General features: G+C 58.6%; 17 protein-coding genes. 8 read left to right on the forward strand and 9 right to left on the reverse strand.

What is annotated here, in order from left to right; translation table 11 throughout:
• Positions 1-11 precede the first annotated feature (11 nt).
• Positions 12-3,182: an error-prone DNA polymerase gene (locus K227x_RS03335; protein WP_145168063.1), complete on the reverse strand. Its 3,171-nt coding sequence runs from the start codon at positions 3,180-3,182 to the stop codon at positions 12-14.
• A 322-nt stretch (positions 3,183-3,504) separates the two neighbouring features.
• Here K227x_RS03335 and K227x_RS03340 point away from each other — a divergent pair, with 322 nt between their 5' ends.
• From K227x_RS03340 to K227x_RS03350, 3 genes are all read left to right on the forward strand, one after another.
• The gene (locus K227x_RS03340; protein ID WP_145168064.1) at positions 3,505-3,960 is read left to right on the forward strand and encodes a TM2 domain-containing protein; all 456 of its coding nucleotides are present in this window, start codon (positions 3,505-3,507) and stop codon (positions 3,958-3,960) included.
• Between the two features lie 1,051 nt (positions 3,961-5,011).
• Positions 5,012-6,145, forward strand: a complete 1,134-nt coding sequence (locus K227x_RS03345; RefSeq protein WP_145177191.1) for a DUF1559 domain-containing protein — start codon at positions 5,012-5,014, stop codon at positions 6,143-6,145.
• A gap of 133 nt (positions 6,146-6,278) precedes the next feature.
• Positions 6,279-7,040 (forward strand): choice-of-anchor M domain-containing protein, encoded by a 762-nt coding sequence (locus tag K227x_RS03350; RefSeq protein ID WP_145168065.1) that lies wholly within the window; start codon positions 6,279-6,281, stop codon positions 7,038-7,040.
• On the opposite strand, the gene K227x_RS03355 is transcribed toward K227x_RS03350, so the two are convergent.
• The 7 genes from K227x_RS03355 to K227x_RS03380 form a co-directional block, all read right to left on the reverse strand.
• The gene (locus K227x_RS03355; protein ID WP_145168066.1) at positions 6,988-8,160 is read right to left on the reverse strand and encodes a hypothetical protein; all 1,173 of its coding nucleotides are present in this window, start codon (positions 8,158-8,160) and stop codon (positions 6,988-6,990) included. The two genes, K227x_RS03350 and K227x_RS03355, sit on opposite strands and share 53 nt — an antisense overlap.
• A 62-nt stretch (positions 8,161-8,222) precedes the next feature.
• The gene (locus K227x_RS03360) at positions 8,223-9,329 is read right to left on the reverse strand and encodes an MlaD family protein (protein WP_145168067.1); all 1,107 of its coding nucleotides are present in this window, start codon (positions 9,327-9,329) and stop codon (positions 8,223-8,225) included.
• Positions 9,326-10,090: a P-loop NTPase family protein gene (locus tag K227x_RS03365; protein WP_145168068.1), complete on the reverse strand. Its 765-nt coding sequence runs from the start codon at positions 10,088-10,090 to the stop codon at positions 9,326-9,328. The genes K227x_RS03360 and K227x_RS03365 overlap by 4 nt, the downstream gene beginning before the upstream one ends.
• 9 nt (positions 10,091-10,099) lie before the next feature.
• Complete coding sequence (locus K227x_RS03370) at positions 10,100-10,972, reverse strand: ABC transporter permease (protein WP_218933745.1); 873 nt, start codon at positions 10,970-10,972, stop codon at positions 10,100-10,102.
• 282 nt (positions 10,973-11,254) lie between these two features.
• The gene (locus K227x_RS03375) at positions 11,255-12,772 is read right to left on the reverse strand and encodes an NfeD family protein (RefSeq protein WP_145168070.1); all 1,518 of its coding nucleotides are present in this window, start codon (positions 12,770-12,772) and stop codon (positions 11,255-11,257) included.
• On the reverse strand, positions 12,772-12,906 hold the full coding sequence (locus tag K227x_RS31355; protein ID WP_261343420.1) for a hypothetical protein: 135 nt from the start codon (positions 12,904-12,906) through the stop codon (positions 12,772-12,774). The genes K227x_RS03375 and K227x_RS31355 overlap by 1 nt, the downstream gene beginning before the upstream one ends.
• 9 nt (positions 12,907-12,915) lie before the next feature.
• Complete coding sequence (locus tag K227x_RS03380) at positions 12,916-14,499, reverse strand: TrkH family potassium uptake protein (RefSeq protein ID WP_145177194.1); 1,584 nt, start codon at positions 14,497-14,499, stop codon at positions 12,916-12,918.
• Positions 14,500-15,012: 513 nt separating this feature from the next.
• Here K227x_RS03380 and K227x_RS03385 point away from each other — a divergent pair.
• The 4 genes from K227x_RS03385 to K227x_RS03400 all read left to right on the forward strand — a co-directional run bounded on the left by K227x_RS03385 (position 15,013) and on the right by K227x_RS03400 (position 19,051).
• Positions 15,013-15,813, forward strand: a complete 801-nt coding sequence (locus tag K227x_RS03385; protein ID WP_145168071.1) for an SOS response-associated peptidase — start codon at positions 15,013-15,015, stop codon at positions 15,811-15,813.
• 309 nt (positions 15,814-16,122) lie between these two features.
• Positions 16,123-17,004, forward strand: a complete 882-nt coding sequence (locus K227x_RS03390; RefSeq protein WP_145168072.1) for a hypothetical protein — start codon at positions 16,123-16,125, stop codon at positions 17,002-17,004.
• A 501-nt stretch (positions 17,005-17,505) separates the two neighbouring features.
• The gene (locus tag K227x_RS03395; RefSeq protein ID WP_145177197.1) at positions 17,506-18,480 is read left to right on the forward strand and encodes a DUF1559 domain-containing protein; all 975 of its coding nucleotides are present in this window, start codon (positions 17,506-17,508) and stop codon (positions 18,478-18,480) included.
• A gap of 55 nt (positions 18,481-18,535) precedes the next feature.
• A complete protein-coding gene (locus tag K227x_RS03400) occupies positions 18,536-19,051 on the forward strand; it encodes a transthyretin-like family protein (protein WP_145168073.1) in 516 nt (171 codons plus the stop codon).
• Between the two features lie 259 nt (positions 19,052-19,310).
• Here the strand turns inward: K227x_RS03400 and K227x_RS30210 are convergent, their stop codons facing one another.
• On the reverse strand, positions 19,311-19,481 hold the full coding sequence (locus K227x_RS30210) for a hypothetical protein (RefSeq protein ID WP_218933746.1): 171 nt from the start codon (positions 19,479-19,481) through the stop codon (positions 19,311-19,313).
• A gap of 418 nt (positions 19,482-19,899) precedes the next feature.
• On the opposite strand from K227x_RS30210, the gene K227x_RS03405 reads away from it, so the two are divergent.
• Positions 19,900-21,225, forward strand: coding sequence for an SAM-dependent methyltransferase (locus K227x_RS03405; protein ID WP_145168074.1), 1,326 nt, complete (start codon positions 19,900-19,902; stop codon positions 21,223-21,225).
• Positions 21,226-21,644: the final 419 nt, after the last annotated feature.

A 21,644-nucleotide genomic window follows, 5' to 3' on the forward strand; every position in this document is an offset into this window, starting at 1 on the left:
GGATACACTCGTTAGCGGAAATCTCGGGATCGGATCGTCAGTTCGTTGGTGGCTTTGTCGCGGAAATCGACCTCTTCGCCGAGCGAGACCAGGCGTCCGACGATCACGTGGATCACGCCACTGCGGCTTTCCAATTTTCCATCCACCAACCACGCGTTGCTGGTTTGGGCGATACGAAAGAACTTCTGGTAGACGGCTTGGAACAACACCAAGTTGATTGTGCCGGTCTCGTCTTCGATCGTCGCGAACACGATGCCTTTGGCAGTCGATGGTTTTTGCCGCAGCAGCACCAAGCCGGCAACCCGAACGTGTCGACCATCGCGCAGGTTGGGCAGTTCGGCGGACGTGACACATCGTTTTTGGTTCAGTTGATCACGCACGAACGAGATGGGGTGGGCCTTCAAACTAAGCCCGGTGGTTTGGTAATCGGCAAACACTTCCTCCTGCGGCGTCATCGGCACCAATCCATCGGGGGCGGGGTCGCAATCGTCGACGTCGTCAAACAACGGTGTGCCGCCGGGGGATTTTTCTTGTGCCAGCGATTCCCAGACGGCTGCCCGGCGATCCGTCGCGATCGATCCGAATGCGTCCGCATCGGCCAGGGTTTTTAGCAGCCCCTTCCCGGCGCCGGTTCGTCGCACCAGATCATCCATGCTTTGATAGGGGCCGGCCCGCAATCGCTGGGACACAATTTGCTCGGCATCGGTTGCAGGCATCCCGCTGATCGTTCGCAGTCCAAGACGAATCGCTGGTCCCGGTCGATTCGGATCGTCTTCTAGTGTCGTGTCCCAATCGCTGTGATTGACGTCAACGGCTCGCACGCGAACGCCGTGCTTGGCTGCGTCCGCAATCAGTTGTGCCGGCGCATAGAAGCCCATCGGTTGGCTATTCAGGATCGATGCGCAAAACGCGGCCGGGTAATGGCACTTCAGGTAGCACGATGCGTACACCAGTACGGCAAAGCTAGCCGCATGAGATTCGGGGAAACCGTACTCGCCGAAGCCACGGATTTGGTTGAAGACATGTTCGGCGAACTGGCCCGTTAGACCGTTGGCCGCCATCCCGTCGACCAGTTTGGTGCGGAATTTTTCGATCACCCCGGGACGTCGCCAGGCCGCCATTGCGCGACGAAGTTGGTCGGCTTCGCCGGGCGTGAATCCGGCGGCAACGACCGCTAGACGCATCGCCTGTTCCTGGAAGATCGGAACTCCCAATGTTTTCTCCAACACACCGCGGATTGCATCATTGGGGTACACCACCGCCGATGGATTTTCGCGTGCCTTCAGAAACGGATGCACCATGTTGCCCTGGATCGGGCCGGGTCGGACGATCGCAACTTCGACCACCAAATCGTAAAAGCACCGTGGGCGAAGACGCGGCAACATGCTCATCTGGGCCCGACTTTCGATCTGGAACACTCCGATCGTGTCGGCGCGACAGATCATGTCGTAGGTCGGCGTGTCGTTGGATGGCAGGTTCGCCAGGCTGAGTTCCCGCCCATGGTGTTTCTGGACCATGGCAAAGCAACGCCGAATCGCCGATAGCATCCCGAGTGCCAGAATGTCGACCTTCAAGATACCGAGTTCATCCAGGTCATCCTTGTTCCACTGGATCACGGTCCGGCCCGGCATCGACGCGTTTTCGACCGGACACAGTTCGCACAGGTTGCCAGCGGTCATCACCATGCCGCCCACGTGTTGGGACAGGTGCCGGGGAAATCCGACCAGCGTCTTGACCAGATAAACGAATCGTTGCCCCGTTTCGCTGGCCGTGTCCAAGCCGCCGGACTGACAACGTTCTTCGAAATCTTGGCCGTTGCCGCCTAGTTTGGAAATCGCATCGATCGCGTCGGCCGACACGCCCAACGCCTTGCCCACTTCGCGGACCGCACTGCGAGTTCGATACGACGTCACCACGGCGGTCATGCCCGCCCGGTCGCGGCCGTACTTGTCGTACAGATACTGCAGCACTTCTTCGCGGCGTTGGTGTTCAAAGTCGACATCGATGTCGGGCGCTTCATCTCGTTCGCGACTGACGAACCGTTCAAACAACAGATCCGTCTGGCTGGGGTCCACGCTGGTCACACCCAAGCAATAGCACACCGCCGAATTGGCCGCCGATCCGCGACCTTGGCAAAGGATTTCCTGGGACCGGGCGAAACGAACCAAGTCCCACACGGTCAAAAAGTAGGCTTCGTATTGCAGGTCTTCGATCAAACGCATTTCGTGACGCAGTTGGTCCAGCACCTTGGCGGGAACTCCATCGGGATAACGCTGCAGCGCACCTTCCCAGGTCAATCGTTTCAGGTGCTCCATCTGTGTCATCCCGGTGGGCGCTAGTTCCGCCGGGTACTCGTAACGCAATTCGTCCAGCGTGAAGTTGCACTGATCGGCGATTTCCATCGTCCGCGAAATCGCATCGGGAACGTCGCGGTAACGCTCGGCAATCTCGTCCAAGGTTCGCAGGCAACGTTGACTGTTGGCAAACCGCGATTCGGCGATCGCGTCGATGGTCGTGCCCAGACGGATCGCAGAGACAAGGTCATGCATCAACATCCGGCCCGGCGTGTGGTAGTGCACGTCCCCACCGGCCACCAGCGGGATGTCGCAACCGATCGCAAGACGCCGCAGTCGTTCGGTATACGCTTCGTCATCGACCCCCAGGTGCAGTTCGCAAAAGAGGTAACTGCGGTCGCCAAAGGTATCGCGGAACCGGGTCCGCAAGAAACGCTTCCAGCGGTTGTTGGCAGCTGCGGACGGGGGCGACTTGGACGGCGCTTTGGCGGCAATCGATGGCGGTGGATCCGAGTGCGGCATCGCGGCGGCAATCAGCCCATCGCTGAGTTCGGCGATGTCATCGAAACGTAAATCGCACTGACCCTTTTCGGCTCGCATTCGGCCTCGAGAAATCAGTCGGCACAGACGACCGTAGGCGGCTCGGTCGGTGGGCCACAGGACCATCGGCGGAGCGTCGCTAGGATGGATCTCTGTCCCGACAATGTATTTCAACCCGCACTCTTTTGCCGGCGCGAACCCGCGTACGACGCCTGCCATCGTCGCCCGATCGGTCAGCGAGATCGCTGAATAACCAAGCTGCGAAGCTCGCTGGACCAATTCGTCAGGATGCGAAGCACCCTCTAAGAACGAGAAATTGCTTTTGCAGTGCAATTCGGCGTACTGCATGCCAGATTCCAGGGACGACCATTGCGGGGTGATTTTTTGTTCATGTTAGGGAGTCCCGAGGGATCCTAAAACTACTCAGCGGACTCCAAATCAGCCGAACCAGCAGAAAAAACAGCCACCCGATGCATCCCGGATCCATGAAGTCCATGTTTTCTGACAAAGTACGCATTCCTGGACCAAGATTTGCAAACCTTGTCGGAATACACACCTGTGGCAATGGATCGGTGGACGCGACCAGTTTTCGGCATCCGCTGCCCACGACGCTGGACTGCTGCCCCCCCCGGCGTCCAGCTGACGAAGTACTCGCTAACCAAAAACGGATATGAATTCTCCATCGTTTGCGACCGACACCGGTCACGTCCCCGCTGGCCGCTCGAGTACCGATATCGCGCCAACTCATCCCGTCGTGGTCGGATACCTGTTTTGGATTCTGGGGATCTTCGGTGCGCACCGTTTCTATTTTGGGAAACCGTTGACCGGAGCGTTGTGGTTCTTCACCGGTGGCGTGTTTTTGATCGGGTGGATCGTCGACTTGTTCCTGATCCCATCGATGGCCGAAGAAGCCAATCAACGCTATCGGCCGGGTGGGTACGACTACACCGTCGTCTGGTGCCTGCACTTTTTCCTAGGACTATTCGGTGTCCACCAGTTCTATATGGGAAAGGTGTTCATCGGAGTTCTGTATCTGTTGACCGGCGGGCTGTTGGGCATCGGATGGGTGTACGACTTGTTGACGCTGAATGATCAGGTCGAAGAACTCAACCGCCGCATCGGCTGATCCGGGGATTTCGAGGCGTCGCAATTTCAAGAAAGGTGGGACGGTCTTGCCGCACTAGCTTTCTTGGACGAAAAGTATTTTTTCTTTCGTCATTGACGAACCATCGTCGTCACGGCACGATAGTACCGTTGTCTTTGGTCGGACCACATTTCAATCGCACTGCCTATTTCCAATCCAGGCATTGGTTATGTTGTCCGCTGTCCGACCTTTCTTGACGCCATTGCTGCTGTGTGCGGTGCTCTGCATCGGCCACGCGCCCGCATGGATTCATGTCAGTCGTTGCGGCCATGATCACGATGCGCTTGCAATGTGCTCGGGACATCATCACCCGCAGGGGGCGATGCACCATGAATCCTGTTCCGGATCCGATTCGGTAGGCCATCATCACGGTTGCACCGCCGATTCCACGTGCGACGTGGATGCTTTGCCGGGTGATCCGAATTCTGCACCTGATGCGAGCTCAACCGGCGCGACCGCGGCCGATTCATCGACGCGGTACCAGTCGGATCCACCTGCTGATCCGTCGGACTCTCATGATTCACAGAACTGTCCGGTTTGCCAATCGGTTTTCGCTCCGATCGGATCTGTCCAGACGTTCGATTTCTTTCAAGCATCGCTAGTTGCTGGCGATGGTTTGGTGTGTCGGGATGTTTCCATCGATGTGGAATCGCCCGTGTTCTTGCCGCCTTCACGCGGTCCACCGACAGCTTCCTGCTAGTCGGTTTCTATCGGTTTGCCAATCGCTTTGGGCTGTCTGCTTTGCAGGTGGTGTGGGTCGTTGATCCGGGGTTTTCCGGGTCGATGAAATCATGCCCCGGCATGCACCATGGCTGCACTGAATCCATGGCTTTCTGAATTCAACTTTCGTCGACCCTACAGCGCGACTGATCGCCGCTTTGGGGCAGGCTGAAATCAATCGAGAACACTCCGTTCGTGTGCGCGGGTGGCCCGGACAACGGTCCGACCAAACCCGCTCGGATTGCGCGCGCATGCGGCGGAGCCTTCGATCGTTTTCAGGCTGGTTGCCCATGCCTTCACACGAGTTCATTTCATGTTTCACCTTCAACGTCGCCGATGCTCTTGTCGGTCTGCGTTCACGCTGGTCGAGCTGTTGGTGGTCATCGCGATCATTGCCATCTTGGTGGGTCTGCTGTTGCCAGCGGTCCAATCGGCTCGCGAAGCGGCGCGGCGGATGACGTGCTCGAACAACCTGAAACAGGTTGCCCTTGCGCTTCATCTGTATCACGACATTCACCGCAGCATGCCGGTCAGCATGACGGGATCGGACCAGTTTGATGACGGGACCGCCGGCAGCGGTTTCCATAGTTGGATGGCCCGGATTCTGCCGCAGATCGAACAGACCGCACTGCACCAACAGATTCACTTTGAAACATCGCTTGCTGATCGGACGGACTATTCGACCGACGCGGACTATGCCGACTTTGCGATGTCGAGTTCCCATGTGGATGCCGGCCCGGCGGCGGCGATCGTCGCGACCTATCTGTGTCCGAGTGATCCCGAATCGGTGCCTCAGTTTTCGTTGGGCATCCAAACGGCACCGGGCAGTTACGCCGCAAACATTGGTTGGCCAAGGCAGTCGGTGGGACCCGGCGTAACAACACCCCTGAAGAAGCAGAACGGGGTGATCGGACTGCTGAATCCGCAGTCCAGCGATTCGTGGCAGCAGCCCCGTGTACGCATGGCGGATATCACCGATGGCCTGTCCAACACGATGGCAGTTGGCGAACGCGTGATCGCGCAGGTGTTCGAATCGGCCGATGCCTTTGGCACAACAAACATCTCGCAGCATACCCCGATTTCGATGCAGTCGTTCTGCGGCGGCGGATCGACGGGGCGGAGTTTGCAGAACTGGGTCCGCTATTGCGACAGCGTGTCTTTGGCCGATGCGCACTACAGCATCAGCCACGGGCATGCATGGATCACGGGGTGGACCTTCGCAGCGAACCATTTCATGCCGGTAATCCCCGTCAATCAACGCAACTGTCATGTCTATGGGGGCGAGGACGATGGCATGAATCTTGTCACCCTCAGCAGCCATCATGTCGGCGGCGTTCACGTGGCCATGGCCGATGGCAGTGTGCGATTCATGGCCGAGCAAATTGACCGCGAACTGTACTGGGCGCAGGGCAGTCGCAACGGAAGCGAGGTCCTGTCAGCACCCTGAACTCACCAACGGCCGTCGACGCGTTCGTTTCGATTCGGAAGGCAGGTTGCCTTTTCAGGCTCGGATCACTCTGCGCCGTTTCGGCTCCTGATTTTTCAACCAACATCCATTCCATTTAGCAACGAGAAAATCCATGAACAAGTTTCTACAAGCGTTTCCCATCCTGATTGCAGTCTTGGTCCTTCTGCTGCCGCGGACCGCATCTGCCGACGTCGTCACATACACATCCGGACACGGCGATATCGGACTGGCCTACGAGGGCGGTGAATTGGAACTTCACTATCACTTTGGCGATGGCGCCATCCTGGATGGCGTTTCCTTGATCGGGGATGCCGAGTTTGACCCCGCCGGCGCCGTCGTGTGGGTGAGCGACGACGCTCGCTCTACCACGACAAGCTCAATCGCGTTCTTGGGCACGAAAGCTGGTGATTCCGTATGGAGGTTGCCTCAGTCCAACACTGCGGGGCTCCCTTTCCTGGGAATTGCCGCCGAAGAACTGCTGCCGGCAGAGTTTTCCGCTGCAACCCTGCAATTGACTTCTTTCGATGGACCCGGGGAATTTGCACTGTGGCAGTCCGGCGGTTTCGGTGGTGCCGATGTGTTCTGGCAATCCAACAATGGTTTGGATTCGTCCGATTTGTTGCCGCTGACGATCGGCGGGCACGATCACTTTAACTTTGGGTTCACCAGCGAAGGCGTTTACGACCTGGGGGTGACCGCGGTTGCCAACCTAGCCGCAGGCGGGACCGTCAGCGATTTTGGGACGCTGCGATTCATGGTCGGTGACGCCGCAGTGGCGGTACCGGAACCGGCGTCGTTTGTCGCGATCGCAGCGCTGGGCGTCACCGGATGGGCGGTTCGTCGACGTCGTCGGCGACATGCCCGGCGCCGCTAAGTGGCACGGGAAGGCGTTGGTCATGGTCATCGTGGACGTCGATTTCAATGTCAGCCTCCGTATCGTCCACAGGGTTCTGGCCCGATGGGGATGGCTGACGGCTTAGTTGTGATTCGATTTCCCGGGCGACCAAGGACAGTCGGATTCGGATGGAATCCGTGTCGTCGACCATGCACAGGTCGACGGTTTCGCTAGCGGTGCGAAGGAAGGTCCAGGCCTTCTTTGCGTCGCCGCGACCGATCCAAATTCGGGCAACCCGGTTCCAACGCTCGGCAGCTTGGTGAGGGGATCCGGCCTGTTGGTAGGCCGCCGCTGCTAGTTCCAGCGTTCCCGGAATCTCGCGATAGTTGCCTGCCAAACGGAGGTGGCGGGCTTCGCGATCAAAATGCGAAGCCGCCTGGATGTATTCTTCTTTGGCAACATGGATCAACGCAGCGACGTCGTGCAGTTCGGCATGCAGTTCGTGACTGCATACATCGCCGGCTAGTTCGCATCCACATGCAAAATGTCGGGCTGCGGCGGATAGGTCGAATTGTTCGGCAGCCAAACGGGCTCGCGCCAGGTGGATCTGTGCTTGGAACTCGTGCTGACATTCCTCGTCGGCCCGCTTGGCTTGAATCTTGGCGCCGATGCAGGGCACGCCTTCCAGCGGACATTGACGGCATCCGTCGGCGGTTGGGCAGCCGCATTTTGCGTCGCCGTCGTCGCAGGGGGCTGCGGAACAGGTGCTTTGGTCTAAACAATACGCTGCATCGTTGAAACGACGTTGCTCGGTCGCGATGCGAGCTTGCAATAGCCACGCGTTGCCACGGGACTGGCCACCCCGACCCAGTTCGTGGTGCGCATCGGCAAGCCAGTCGCGAGCCAAGTCGCTGCGGCCATCACTGGTCAGGCATGCGGCTAAGTTGTATGCCGCGTTGCCCGATTCCGTCGGGTCGTCCATCGCCCAAGCCCGCAGCAGCGCCGATTGGTACTTGGCGATCGCCCGCTCGATGTCACCTTCGGCATACTGTTCTCGGCCGTCTTCGGCCAATCGGCGAACTCGCGAATCGACGACCGGGACCGCTTTGGGGGCCGTGCGGCAACCGGCCGGCAAGATCACCACGCAGGCAAACATCATCCACGCCAACCATGCCGGTCGGCGAGCGGATGAGAATAAGTTTGGGCGGGGCAGGGGAGTTGTCACCGTGCAAATCCTCCGCGGACGGTCGACGGCGAAACTTGCTGAGTCGACGTGGGGCGTTGGCTGGATCGACGCAGCAACCAATGGCCACGGATCTCGCCGACCAAGTCCTGTGTCTCGTTGACCGTATCGTTGACTCGCGCGGTCGTCCCGGGCAGTTCTTCGGCTTCGCCCCGTACGATCTGGACCACTTGCCGGCTTTCGATCGCCAACTGCCGGACCTGTTCCGATGCCTGTTGCAGTTGTTCCAGTGTTTCGGCAATGTCGACGCCGACATCGGATGAAGTTTGATTGGCAGTCTTCGCGGCGGCGCTGACTTCGTCGGTCGATTGGCGAACCTTGGCCAGCGTGGTCCGCATGTCTTCGTCGACCAAGGTTTCAATCTTTTTCGTTAGCGTCGTCATCTGAGCCTGCATCGACTCCGTCGCCTGCCGCAATAGTCGCAAGGTTTCGGATGCTTCGGGCCGCAGTCGTTCGTTGGTCTGCAGGAACGAATCCGACGCCTGTTGGGCACGCACAAAGGTCGGGTCGACGGTGTCGGTCAGCGAGGTCGAAAACTTTGCTGCTGCGTCGTCGATCGTCGTTAGCGTTGGATCTAACTTTTCTTGGATCAATCGAACCGATTCGGTGACCGATTCGACTTCTCGTGACATCCGTTCCAAGCGGTCGTCTTCACTGCGGAACGCGGTGATGGGTTGCCCAGGCGATAGCGGGACCAGGGGACCAGCGTTTGAACGTGGCCGGCGAATGTTCAGCACCGGTGTTCCGACGCCATACTTTCGCGCCGGGACGATCACCGAGTCTTCGAAGATCTGGTCGCTCTTGCCTGGATCGATGCTAAGTTCCACGCGAACACGGTCGGTGTCCTCGACGTAGCGGATGTTGTCGACCTGGCCTGCAAGCTGGCCTAGGATCATCACTTCGATGCCGGGATGCAGGTCTTGGATCTGTTCTTGCGAAATTTCAAACCAAAATGGTTTTCGTTCGACGAAGTAGTCGCTGGCCCGCAGCAGCAATAACGCCAACACGATCAGGAACAGCAACAATACCAACAAGAACGCGCCGACGATCTGATTGGTGTACCGCAATCGATAGGGTTCGTTCATCGTTGCCCTCCCAAACCGATTGTCGTGATGTCCGTGATGGGTTCCAATTTGCCGCCACTAAGACGGAAGTGTTGAACCGGATCGGTGAAGCTGCCGTTGGCGTCGGTTGGATTGCCCGCAAACCACAACACCGCCGTGCCGCGGTCACGCAGTTCGTTGACGGATTCGGCCAATCGGCTTAGCCAGATCGTTGGTACCGAACGCATCGGCCGTTCCAACAGCAACAGGGCAGGGGATCCGATCAAGGCGCGTACCCACTGGAACATTTGCAGTCGCACCGATTCCACGAAGGCCGGCCGCTGACGTGATCGACCGTCCAACGAGAATCGATCCGCCCAGTGTTCGATTTCTGATTGTGTGACGTCCGGGTCACGGCCTTGATGGTCGCTGGCAAGCGAAAGGTTCTCGGACACGTTCAAGTTGGCAATCCAACCTTGGTCTTCAAAGACTCGGCCGATGCTGGCACGCATCTTGAAATGACGGTCATAGTCTGTGCCCAGCCAATCCGATTCGCGAAACAGTACCTTGCCGTGAAGCGGGAATTGCAGGCCCTGGATCATCGACGCAGCGGCTCGCAGTCGCAGTGATCGATCGGGATGCACCATGACCATTTGGCCTTCGCGAATCAGCAGGTTGGCGTTGCGAAGCACATGGCGATGTTCGGACATGCTGCCAAAGGTGACGTCGCAGAGTTCTAGAACCTTCGGCGGCGGCGGCGGCGGATCCGCAACCGGCGGCGGTGGGTTGGATGTGCTGTTCATGGGGGCGACCTATAAAATCTTGAAGACAAGCAGACGGCCATAGATCAACACCGAAAGCACTGCGGAAACGGCGAACACCGCGGTCAATGCGCGAATCCCACTGCGGCTGGATACCCTGGGCACGTCCGTCATCGTTCCCCGTACATTCAACCCGTCAATGCAGCAGATCGCGCCGGCAAAGGCGCCCGCGATGATCGTCTTGGGCACAAAGAACAGCAGGTCCAGTGAATGGAACTGGCTGACGATCAGGTCTAGAAAGGTCGTCCACGATACACGGATGGCACCCATCACCCAGCCGATCACATAGCCGGTCACCACCATCGATGTGGCGATGATGATCGCCAAACAAAACACGCTGATCACAACACTTAAAATGCGTGGCATCACCAAACACGTCATCGGATCGAGCCCCTGTGCGTCCATGACCTCGACCTCGCCGCCAACCACCATCGTGGCTAGTTCGGTCGAGATCGCGATGCAGCTGCGGCCGATCACCACCAAACAGGCAAGCAGCGGCGCGATCTCGCGAACAATGGCCTTCCACAAGATCGGTGCGATGATCTCGGTCGTGACCCCCAACGCGTCAATCCACATCGCGGCCTGCACGATCACCAACACGCCCACCGCGGCGCCAAAGCGAACGCCAACCGAACTGGCGTCGACACAGGTGAACAGCAACTGTCTGCCGAACACCGATCGAACCGGGCGAGTCCAGGATGCGGGACGCAGGGCCAATTTGCCCGTTGCCCAAAGGATCGCCAAGATCGATGCGATGGTGGCGACGCGACCGATGAACTGGTCGCCGACGAAACCTGCCGCACGGGTCAGAGAGCGAAAGATCAGCCACGAAGCGGCCGTCGATGATGCATCGCTGGTAGACAAGGAGACTTTTCGGGGCAGGCGTAACGACGCGACGGATAAGCTTCGCCTATCCACACCACCGCTTGAATCGGCACCCACCAAGCCGATTTGCCAGCCAATCCCCCATAACCGTCTTTGCTATCAAATCCGATTGCCAATGCAACGGTTGCAACCGGCATAACCGGACCATCGCTGCCTGGAAGGTAGCGCCGCAGCAGCCGGATGATCTGATCCTTAACCGGGCCGGAAGAGAATTCTGGCGAATCCCATGACGGTTGGTTGGATGGTGGTCGGTGCGTGGGGCTAGGTTGCCCGCACGATGACTCGGGCGCCCTGTTTGCCGATGATCTTTACTGCCGTTCCCGATTCGACGAAGTCGCCTTCGGTGGTCACGTCGACCATGATTTCGCCCACCTGGACCCGTCCGCCTGGGCGTAGCGGCGACACCGCTTGACCGACTTGGCCGACCTCGACCTGTTGCCAACCCGGCAGGCTGGACGGATCGTTGTGGGCAAAGACTGCGTCGGCATCAGCCAGGACCGGTGGTTTCAGCGTCAAGCGACTCAGCCCAGGAATTTCGCCGATGTAATGGGACAGCAGAAACAGCCCGACTAGAAACGCACAGAAGGCGCCGACGACGGTCACGACGTCATAGCCCAGGCCGTTGAGTTGTTCGGCGTTCTGGGGGATCAGGACTCGCCGCGACGCCATCACCAGCGACCCCAACAACAGCACGATGCCGCCCAGTCCCGCGATCCCAAAACCCGGGATGACGAACAGTTCGCAAGCGATGAAAACCAACCCCAATGCGAACAACATCACTTCCAACCATCCCGACGTGCCGGCTGCAAACCGGCTCCAAAAGAACAGGCTGAAACAGAGCAGTGAAACCAATCCACCAACGCTGATGCCGGGGGCGGAAAGTTCGACGACCAATGCCAACAACCCGATCGCGATCAGGAAGAACGTGATCCAACCAGTGTTCAGTAGCCGTGCAAAGGTTTCGGCCCATGTCGGCGCCATGGTTTCGATCGCAGGGTCCACGCCAAGGATCTCTGCAATCTCGTCTTGCGAATTGAACGTCTGGTCGGCGATCCCCAGTTCCACCAATCGTTCACCGTTGGCGATAAAGAACATCTCTTTGCCGCCTTCACGGATCGGTTTGCCCTGTTCCCACTGATCGGCGTCGTCCAGAGTGGCCCATTCTTTGTCCGAAAAGTAACGTACTTCGCCGGTTTCTTGATGCGTTGCGGTGAAGACGACCATGTCCTTGTCCGTCATTTTCTCGGCCAACACGGCTGGTCGTCCGGTGGCTGTCGCGGTGTCTCGCGCCCGCTGCGCCACCATGCTTCGGCTCTTGGCTTCGGCGTAGCGAAATTCGCCGCTAAGTCCCAACACGATCACACCGGCATCCCCCAAACGGGCGCCGGGCTTCATCAGGATTTTGTCGCAGGCCAGGGCCATCAGGGCTGCGCCGCTGATCGCATCGCGGCGGATCATCGCGACAGTTTCGACGTTGTCGGCTTCTAGGATCATGTCCATCAACTCGAACGTCACATCCACGCGACCGCCGGGGCTGTCGATATCAAAGATGATGACGTCGACGCCGGATTCGACCGCCTGCTGGAAGTTGCGTTTCAGGATCGCCCCGCTAAGCGAGTTGATGTCTTCGTGCATCGGGATGATGACCGCACTGCGTCGGTTGTCATCGGGTTGCCGAAAGACTTGCGCCGCCGCTTGCGTGGCAGCAATCGTGGTGACGATCACGATGATTGCCGCGGCGCAGGTGGCGGCGATTAGATTTCCAGCAGTTTTGCCCATCAAATCAGTTTCCGATCGATCACGTAAATTCGGCCAAGGATCTGGCCGTTGGCAGTCGCCGGTGTGTTGGCGAACCATGGATTCGGTCCACCAGCGATCCGAGTCCATTGTACCGGCGGTGAAGAACTAGGCACGAACGCGAGCTAAATGCGGCGCCAAAATGATGGGATAATCAGCACTAAAACGCTGAACACTTCTACTCGACCCAACATCATCAGCCAAACGAACAGAAGTTTGGCTCCCTGGCTGAAACCGGCGTAGTTGCGTGTTGCACCAACCACCCCGAATCCGGGGCCGATATTGTTCAGCGTGGCCGCTACCGCACTGGCCGAATCCAATAGCTTTTCGTCCAGCGTGTTTTTGCGAACGATTCGTTCGATCGAATCGGGGGACATGTCGATGGACCCCGTGGTCGCCGCTTCGGTCACACCCCAAGTGCTGTTGGGTTCAAACGTGATCAGCAGGAACCATGACACGACAAAGATCGCCAAGATCATCGAAAAGTAAACCACGATGGCGTGCGCCAAGTTCGGGTCGTCGACCGTCGAACCGCCAATCCGAATGAACCGCACCACTCGCGGCCGGTGCGCCCGTTCGACTTCTTGTCTTAGGATTTTGTAGAACAAGATATGGCGGATCACTTTCATGCCGCCACCGGTGCTGCCGGCGCATCCGCCGACGAACATCAACAGCAACAGGATGCCGCGACCGAAGTTGTTCCAGTTGTCAAAATCGGAAGTGCCGTATCCGGTGGTCGTCAGCACCGACACCACCTGGAACATGCCAAATCGAAGCGAATCGGCGAAGTTTCCAAAGTCCTCGTCCGCCGCACGCATGCCAAAGAAAACCACTCCACCGGTCACCAACACGATGATCCCGATAAAGGTTCGAAACTCGACGTCTTTGAACAACCGTCGAGGTTCGCCTAGCAGCGTCAAATACAGCAGTGTGAAATTCGAACCGGCCAAGATCATGAACCCGATCGTGGTGTAGTCGATCAGGCTGCTGTCGAACTGGCCGTGGCTGGCGTTGTAGGTGCTGAAGCCGCCTGTCGCCATGGTTCCAAACGCGTGGCACAGTCCATCAAACGGCGACATGCCCTCCAGTACATAGACCAAGGTCAGGATCGCATTCAGGCCGATATAGATTCCGGCAAACGCCCAAGCCGTCGCCTGCATCCGCGGCATGCTGCCCTCTTTGGTCGGGCCCGGCATCTCGGCACGCATCATCGCCTTGCCCGCCGAACCTTGCCCCAGGATGGCGACAAACAGAACAACGATCCCTAGGCCGCCCAAAAAGTGGGTCCAGGATCGCCAGAACAGGATGCAGTGAGGCACCAAGTCGGGCGATTCCAGGTCCGTCAAAACGGTGGCCCCGGTCGTGCTAAAACCCGACTGGGATTCGAACATCGCTTCGATGAACGTGATCGGATCGCCCTGTTGGATACAGGTGCCGCTTAGATAAAAGGGCAGGGCACCCAGGATCGTCGCCAGTACCCAGCTGAGTCCGACGATCGCCATCGCTTCTTTCTGGAACAATTGCCCGCCGCGATGTTTGCGGCCCAGCACGCGAAGCACGAATCCGACGACCATGCAGATCGCCATGCTCGATAGCAGCCCCCGAGCACCGGCCACTTCGAACCCATCCGAAGCACTGAGGTAGGTTCGCTTGGATAATGCCGGGATCGCGAACGGCAAGCTGAAGGCCATCGATCCACCGATCAACATGCAAACGGTGCCAAGCACGCGAGATAGCAGTGGGAAGTTCAAGGCCGTTGACGAATGGGATCGGGGAAAGGGGCGCAGGCGAATCAACGCCGCGGGAAGGTCACGGTCAGCACCAGCTTAACGCGAGTCGCCATTTTTCGGTAAGGTCCCCGCGTTTTTCGTACGGATTCCCGTTTTCCCCCAATCATCCCAGCCGATGGCAGTCGTCCATCGCGGACGATTCACACCCGCCCTGGCGTACGATTCACGCCCGCCCTGGCGGACGATTCACACCCGCCCTGGCGGACGATTCACACCCGCCCTGGCGTACGATTCACACCCGCCCTGGCGTACGATTCACACAGTGCTCGGGCGGGATTCACGCCGGTGCCCGGGCACGCTTTGCCGGCCCGTCACCCGCCGCTGCAGTGGAACCCATGGAGTTCGATTTGCCGACGACGACCCGGTTGCAGTAATCTGATCACAGTTGAAAACCGCCTGCGGATCGGTCCCCAGGCAACGCCCCCGCCTTTGATGCTGGATTCCGAATTCGTGTGTGGCCGACTGACCCTTCGTTCGCCGCCGACACAGTGGTGCCAGCAATTTTTGCCCCACGTTGATCCGGACGGGTTGGATTGGGGCGATGCGGCGCGATTCAACATCGCCCCCACACAGCCGGTCTTGTGCGTTCTGCAGCCTGGGCCTGCGGAAACGGCGACCACCGCCATGATCCGCTGGGGACTCGTGCCCGCCTGGTCCGACGATCCAGGCGTCGGCAGTCGGATGATCAACGCCCGCAGCGAAACCGTCGACACCAAACCCTCGTTTCGATCCGCCTTCGCACGCCAACGCTGCTTGGTGCTGGCCGATGGCTATTACGAGTGGAAAACGGTCGGCAAAACGAAACAGCCCTACCTGATTCAACCGCCCGAACTCGATGGCACGCAATCGCCTGGATCAGGCACGCCTGGATCAGAAACGCGTGGATCAGAAACGCCTGGATCAGGCACCGTGTTGGTGATGGCTGGATTGTGGGACACCCATCCAACGATCGTGGTCGATGGGCAACCGCTGCGGACCTGCACGATTCTGACCACGGCGGCCAACCCCATCACGCGACCGATTCATGATCGCATGCCGGTGTTGTTGGACGTCGATCGCGGTCGCCACTGGATCAATCCCGAATTCGACGATCGCGCAGCTTTGAAATCCTGGTGCCTGTCGCCCAGCGAGATCGAATTGGCGGTTCGTCCGGTCCAACGCTATGTCAACAACGCCCGTCACGAAGGACCACGCTGCATCGATCCACCCCAGGATGAAAGGCTGCTGTTCTGACCGCTGCTTCTGCGCCGGCCGCATTTGCGATTGGGGGATACCGACGGAGGCCGCTGTCGCCCGGTTGCGCCGCAGTGATCCGATTGGTGTCACGAAGCAGCCGTTTGTTTTGCCCAGATGTATCCGGCGGCGCATTCGTTACGACCCAGCCGATCCGGTAAATTGGTGACTTCCGTCTAACGAATACGTCCATCCCGCCATCCAGGGCGATCTGGACATTCACGGCTGACACACTCCACTGGACCACGCAAGGGAATCGATAGGGAAACAGAGGCATCTCCCCCCCATCCAAACCTTTTGGCGACCCATATGCGTTACCTTTCATGGATTGCGATCATCGCAGTCGGATTGCTGTCGTCGACCAGTGCGTCGGCGCAAAGCACGATCTCGGACGACCCATTCGAACTGACCTTCGGGAAAGCGTTTTGGGGTGCTTTGTTGCCTGAATACAAAGTGGGAACCGACGCCAATGGAGGCAACGCCTTCCAAGACGACGGTGACACGCTCGGTGCGATGTGGGAACTGAAAGCGGTCCAACGTTTCTTGTGGACGCGAACCAGTTTTGAAACGCGTGCGTTCTACGGTTTGGCCAACGCCAATTCCAATGCCAACCCGATTGATGTCGATGTTGCCAATCCGTTGACCGGAGCCAACAGCGCGTTGTCGGGCGGCAACAGCCACCTGGATGCCGATGTGGATCACTACGGTTTTGATTTCGCATTGCGGGATACCTGGCGAACCCGTTTCGGCGGCCTGTCCGCAGGATGTTCGTTCAACTACATGGCCTTCGACCAAGACTTCAATGTCGAATATGGCGGGAACCGTCTGTTCCGCGAAGAACTGGATTCGGACTTCGTCGGCGGCAAAGGCTTTGTCGGCTGGGACGGAATCTTCCTAGGACGCAAAAGCAACCTGGACTTCTCGGTTGGCTACTTTGATATGGACGCCGACTACAACTTCGTTGGCGGCACGATCGCTGGAACCGGCACTGATTCGATCAGCAAGAATTCAACGACGGTCGAGGCCCTGTTCACCACTCGCCAACAAATGGGCGGATGGCAAGTCGGTTTCACCACCGGTGTGATGTACATCTCCGATATGCCGACGATCGAACACGACGTTGCTGGGATCGCATCCTTGAATACCGATGATGCGGTCACGATCCGAGCCATGGTCGAGATCGTCCTATAGGTCCATCAACCTAGTCGCCTGCGGCCATCTCAGTCGCCGTCTTCGTCCGCGGTCGCGCACCGCGGTGGACGACAGGTTTAGCGACGAGCGATCAATCAGTGTCGCGATTCAAGTCATCTCGCCCCGCCTCGCTTCTTTCCTGCGGAAATCTCCGCAGAACCGACCGAGCGGTCGAAAAATCTGAAACTTTCTTGCTCTCTGCTCCGACCAGCGCTGCCGCAAATGGGTGCCAATGTTTCGCTAGTTCGATTTTAGGAGGCGATCGAGCACCTACTGGATTCGACCGCCGGACCCTGCCGTGGCTTTACGTAACCTTCATCTTTTGATCGTCCCTACTTCATCTTGTCTCTGTATTGTCCGCGTCCATCAGCAGGTCGTTCCATTTCGGTTCGATTGCAAACGGGACACAACACACAAGACAATTCAATGAATTTCGAAGGGCGGTTTATGAGCGATAAGGCGGAAATGTCGCAGGCATGCGGTTGCCCCAAAGAACAGACGATGCTGGGCGGATTCCGTTTCAGTGCACCGCGTCGTCGATCACCGTCGACCGATCGATGGGCATTCACCTTGGTGGAACTGTTGGTCGTGATCGCGATCATCGGCGTGTTGATCGGGTTGCTGCTGCCCGCGGTTCAGGCGGCACGGGAAGCATCGCGGCGGATGTCATGTGGCAACAACCTGAAACAGATCGCCCTGGCCACGCACAGCTATCACGACAAGTTTCGGAAGATGCCCTACGGCTGGGACCAACGTGGGACCGCCTGGAGTGCACACCTGTTGCCACAGATCGAACAAGGATCGCTCTACGATACGTTGGTGTTCCAAGAATCGGGGCCGGGCAACTGGGCCTACGACGACGGCAATAACGAGAAAGCAGCCGGGACCTACATCGCAACCTATCGCTGTCCCAGCATGGCGATTCCCATTCACTTCGACAACAACGGAATCCCGGATCGAGTCCCCGCTAGTTACCGAGGCAGCGCGGGCACCGAGTCCAGTTCGGACGATACCAGCACGGCGCTGCCGGGGACGAAGGCGCTCGAAGATATCGATCAAGACGGCATCTTTTATGCCTGCAGCCAAACTCGATTCCGTGACATCCTGGACGGGACCAGCCACACGATCATGATCGGCGAATCGTATACCGATCCACGGTTCGTCAAAGACGGTCAAGCGATGGATTACTGGAACATCGGTTCGCCCAGTGCCGATCCATGCCGCTGTGACGGTGGGACTGGCGGGACCGAATTTTCGGAGCTTGTCGGAACCACGATCGCACCGATCAATGCACGCCGTACTCAGCCCACGCTGCATGGCCGGTTGATGGAACTTTCGTTCGGCAGTTACCACGTCGGCGGAGCGTACTTTGCACTTTGTGACGGATCGATTCAGTTCATCTCGGAATCGATTGATCAAGAAGTCTACACCGGGCTGGGGTCTCGCAACGGACTCGAACTGCCCGGCGACTTCTAATCTCCTTCGCCGTTGCTGACTACTGAAAGTATTCCAAATATATGAGTTTGCGTTGATGAATGACAAAGTAAATCCGATCTGCCATTGGGCTGTGGCGACCGCGTTGATGGCAGTCGTCGGCTGTGGAAACGGATTGGACACCGACTACAGTTCGCTGGGGTTGGTGCCGATTTCGGGGCAGGTGACGATCGATGGCCAACCACTGGCGGGCGCCGTGGTCTTCTTCGAAGCCGCGGACCTGACTCAGGCCTATGCGACCACGGACGATACCGGGCACTATCAGTTGAAGTTCAACAGCGAAGTGCATGGTGTCACGGTAGGCCCCAAGATCGTTCGGATCAGTACGACGGCAAGCACCGGAGAAGTCGGGAACGAACTGGCCGAAGATGACGACGACGAGGCGCCCACGCGTCGCCGCCGTCCAACCAAAAAGGTCGTCGATCCCAACGAACGGGTGCCAGCGGTTTACAACGAAGACTCGCTGCTGAAGGTCCAGGTCGCCGAACAAGATTCGACGATCAATTTCCGGCTGACCAGCGACGGCAAGCCGGTTTCGCCCGAGAAGGCGTGACACGTCGGCAATGGCAGGATGGACATGCTTTCGTCCCTCCGGGACTTGCGGACGGCTAGCCACGCAGTGGCGATAGCTCTTTGCCGTGGACCTTGGTCCACGGTGCCTGCACCGGCGTCGCGACTCCTTTTCCAGCCGCTTTGATTGCCGCTTTTCGCGGCGATCAGTGCGGCAGGAAAAGAGAAGGGTTGTTCTCACGGGGTACCGGTGGTCGAGACCACCGGCACGATGCTTTCGTCCCTCCGGGACTTGGGGACGGCTAGCCACGCAGTGGCGCTAGCTCTTTGCCGTGGACCTTGGTCCACGGTGCCTGCACCGGCGTCGCGACTCCTTTTCCTGCCGCTTTGATTGCCGCTTTTCGCGGCGATCCGTGCGGCAGGAAAAGAATGGGTTGTTCTCGCGGGGTACCGGTGGTCGAGACCACCGGCACGATGCTTTCGTCCCTCCGGGACTTGCGGACGGCTAGCCACGCAGTGGCGCTAGCTCTTTGCCGTGGACCTTGGTCCACGGTGCCTTCACCGGCGTCGCGACTCCTTTTCCTGCCGCTCTGATTGCCGCTTTTCGCGGCGATCAGTGCGGCAGGAAAAGAGATGGGTTGTTCTCACGGGGTACCGGTGGTCGAGACCACCGGCACGATGCTTTCGTCCCTCCGGCACTTGCGGACGGATAGCCACGCAGTGGCGATAGCCCCCATGCCGGTGTGCCTTGGCCACCGGTACCGATCTCCCGGGGCGGTGACTTTTTGGTCTGACGCTGTCGCTGCACAATCTGGTATCTGTGAAGGGCGATCCGGGTGTTCGGCGTTCCCGATGCACGTCCAGTCTTCATTCCAACCAGAGTTTCTTCCGATGGGCATCCCCTTTTCATCGAAATCACAGCTCGATTCAATCGTCGAGATTCTGCAAAGCGTTGCAGGGCCGCTGGACATGAATGTCAGCGTCAAACTGTGGGACGGTCGTGTGGTCCCGCTGGGAAAGAACGCGGACGGAAAGCTGACGATCTCCATCTCCGGTCCCGGCGTCATCGGGTCCCTGGTTCGGCGTCCAACCTTGGAAACGCTGGTTCGTCTGTACGCGACCGGACACATCGCATTCGATGGCGGTGATCTGATTGAGTTCACGCACGCCTTTCGAACCGAACGATCCAATCGTCGCGAGCTGAAAAAAATCAGCAAGACCATGCTGGTCAAACGAACCTTGCCGTTCCTGTTCGCCAAAACGAATGTCGCGGACGTTCAACACGGATTCAAGGACGACGCGATCGGTCGCAACGAATCCAAACGCAACAACACCGACTATATCCAGTTCCATTACGACGTGGGCAACGATTTCTACAAGCTGTTTCTCGGCGAAGAGATGCAGTACACCTGCGGCTACTTCACCGACTGGTCCAACTCGCTTGATCAAGCCCAACACGACAAGTTGGACATGATCTGTCGCAAACTGCAATTGCAGCCGGGCGAAAAGATGCTGGACATCGGCTGCGGTTGGGGCGGGCTGATCTGTCACGCCGCTCAGAACTTTGGCGTCAAGGCTCACGGCGTGACGTTGTCTCAAGAACAACATGACTTCGCCCAAGCAAAGATTCAACGACTCGGTTTGCAAGACCAGGTCAGTGTTGAAATCTGTGACTACGCAGATCATCAAGGCACCTACGACAAGATCAGTAGCATTGGCATGTCCGAACACATCGGCGCCGCCAACTACCCACGGTATTTCCAAAAGATCAATTCGATGCTGCGGGATCGCGGCGTGATGCTGAACCACGCGATCGCACGTCGAGCGAAGAGTTCTAAGCGGGCTGCCAAGCGGATTCGGCCCGAACGGCAGTTCATCTTGAAGTACATCTTCCCAGGTTCTGAACTGACCCCGGTTGGTCAAACCACCGACTGCCTGGAGAACACCGGCTTCGAAGTTCACGACGTCGAATCGTGGCGCGAACACTATGCCCACACCACTCGATTCTGGTGCCAAAATCTATCGGCTAACCGCGATCAAGCGATCGAGATGGTCGGCTTGGAACGGTACAATTTGTGGGTCGCCTACCTGGCTGGCGCTTCGGCTGGTTTCACCGCCGGTTCCATCAAGCTTTATCAGGTGGTCGCGACCAAGCGAGCGGGCAAGGGATTGTCGGGAATGCCACCCACTCGCGAACACATGTACCGCGCCGCGTAGCATTCGGCCGCCACGGTTGAATCTTTCGTGGCGAGTTTGTGTGCCATCGCACGACACCGCCATCATGTTCAGGGGATGCTGCTGAAGCGTTCGGGCGCATCGCCCGGGCCAATCGATGGCCCCCAATCGATGGCTCCCAATCGATGCGTCCCCAATCGATGGCCCCAATCCGTCACCGGGCTGCCCACTTGGCGACCCGGGCTTGCGCACAAACAGACAGGCACGTGCGATACCTGCGCACATGTGGGCAGGCACCGCCGATTCTGACCAGAAAGCAAGCCGTTTTCGCCGGTTCTACGCTGGGGCGGTGCGCGGCCCGGCAGTGGTACGTGAATTGCTTTGACAGGGGTCACGTCGGACAAACGCATCGCCCAAATCGCTTGGTCCCCATGTTGGGGGATGGCGAATGGGATGCCCAC

Origin of the sequence: Rubripirellula lacrimiformis, assembly GCF_007741535.1 — a bacterium.
Classification (GTDB): domain Bacteria; phylum Planctomycetota; class Planctomycetia; order Pirellulales; family Pirellulaceae; genus Rubripirellula; species Rubripirellula lacrimiformis.

Bases quoted from the DNA above. Each gene is read 5' to 3' on its own strand.
- K227x_RS03380 (WP_145177194.1), bottom strand. From the start codon at position 14,499: ATGTTGATCGGTGGATCGATGGCCTTCAGCTTGCCGTTCGCGATCCCG.
- K227x_RS03400 (WP_145168073.1), top strand. From the start codon at position 18,536: ATGAATGACAAAGTAAATCCGATCTGCCATTGGGCTGTGGCGACCGCG.
- K227x_RS03355 (WP_145168066.1), bottom strand. From the start codon at position 8,160: ATGATGTTTGCCTGCGTGGTGATCTTGCCGGCCGGTTGCCGCACGGCC.
- K227x_RS03390 (WP_145168072.1), top strand. From the start codon at position 16,123: ATGCGTTACCTTTCATGGATTGCGATCATCGCAGTCGGATTGCTGTCG.
- K227x_RS03360 (WP_145168067.1), bottom strand. From the start codon at position 9,329: ATGAACGAACCCTATCGATTGCGGTACACCAATCAGATCGTCGGCGCG.
- K227x_RS03395 (WP_145177197.1), top strand. From the start codon at position 17,506: ATGCTGGGCGGATTCCGTTTCAGTGCACCGCGTCGTCGATCACCGTCG.
- K227x_RS03385 (WP_145168071.1), top strand. From the start codon at position 15,013: ATGCTGGATTCCGAATTCGTGTGTGGCCGACTGACCCTTCGTTCGCCG.
- K227x_RS03340 (WP_145168064.1), top strand. From the start codon at position 3,505: ATGAATTCTCCATCGTTTGCGACCGACACCGGTCACGTCCCCGCTGGC.
- K227x_RS03345 (WP_145177191.1), top strand. From the start codon at position 5,012: ATGTTTCACCTTCAACGTCGCCGATGCTCTTGTCGGTCTGCGTTCACG.
- K227x_RS03405 (WP_145168074.1), top strand. From the start codon at position 19,900: ATGGGCATCCCCTTTTCATCGAAATCACAGCTCGATTCAATCGTCGAG.
- K227x_RS03350 (WP_145168065.1), top strand. From the start codon at position 6,279: ATGAACAAGTTTCTACAAGCGTTTCCCATCCTGATTGCAGTCTTGGTC.
- K227x_RS03365 (WP_145168068.1), bottom strand. From the start codon at position 10,090: ATGAACAGCACATCCAACCCACCGCCGCCGGTTGCGGATCCGCCGCCG.
- K227x_RS03335 (WP_145168063.1), bottom strand. From the start codon at position 3,182: ATGCAGTACGCCGAATTGCACTGCAAAAGCAATTTCTCGTTCTTAGAG.
- K227x_RS03375 (WP_145168070.1), bottom strand. From the start codon at position 12,772: ATGGGCAAAACTGCTGGAAATCTAATCGCCGCCACCTGCGCCGCGGCA.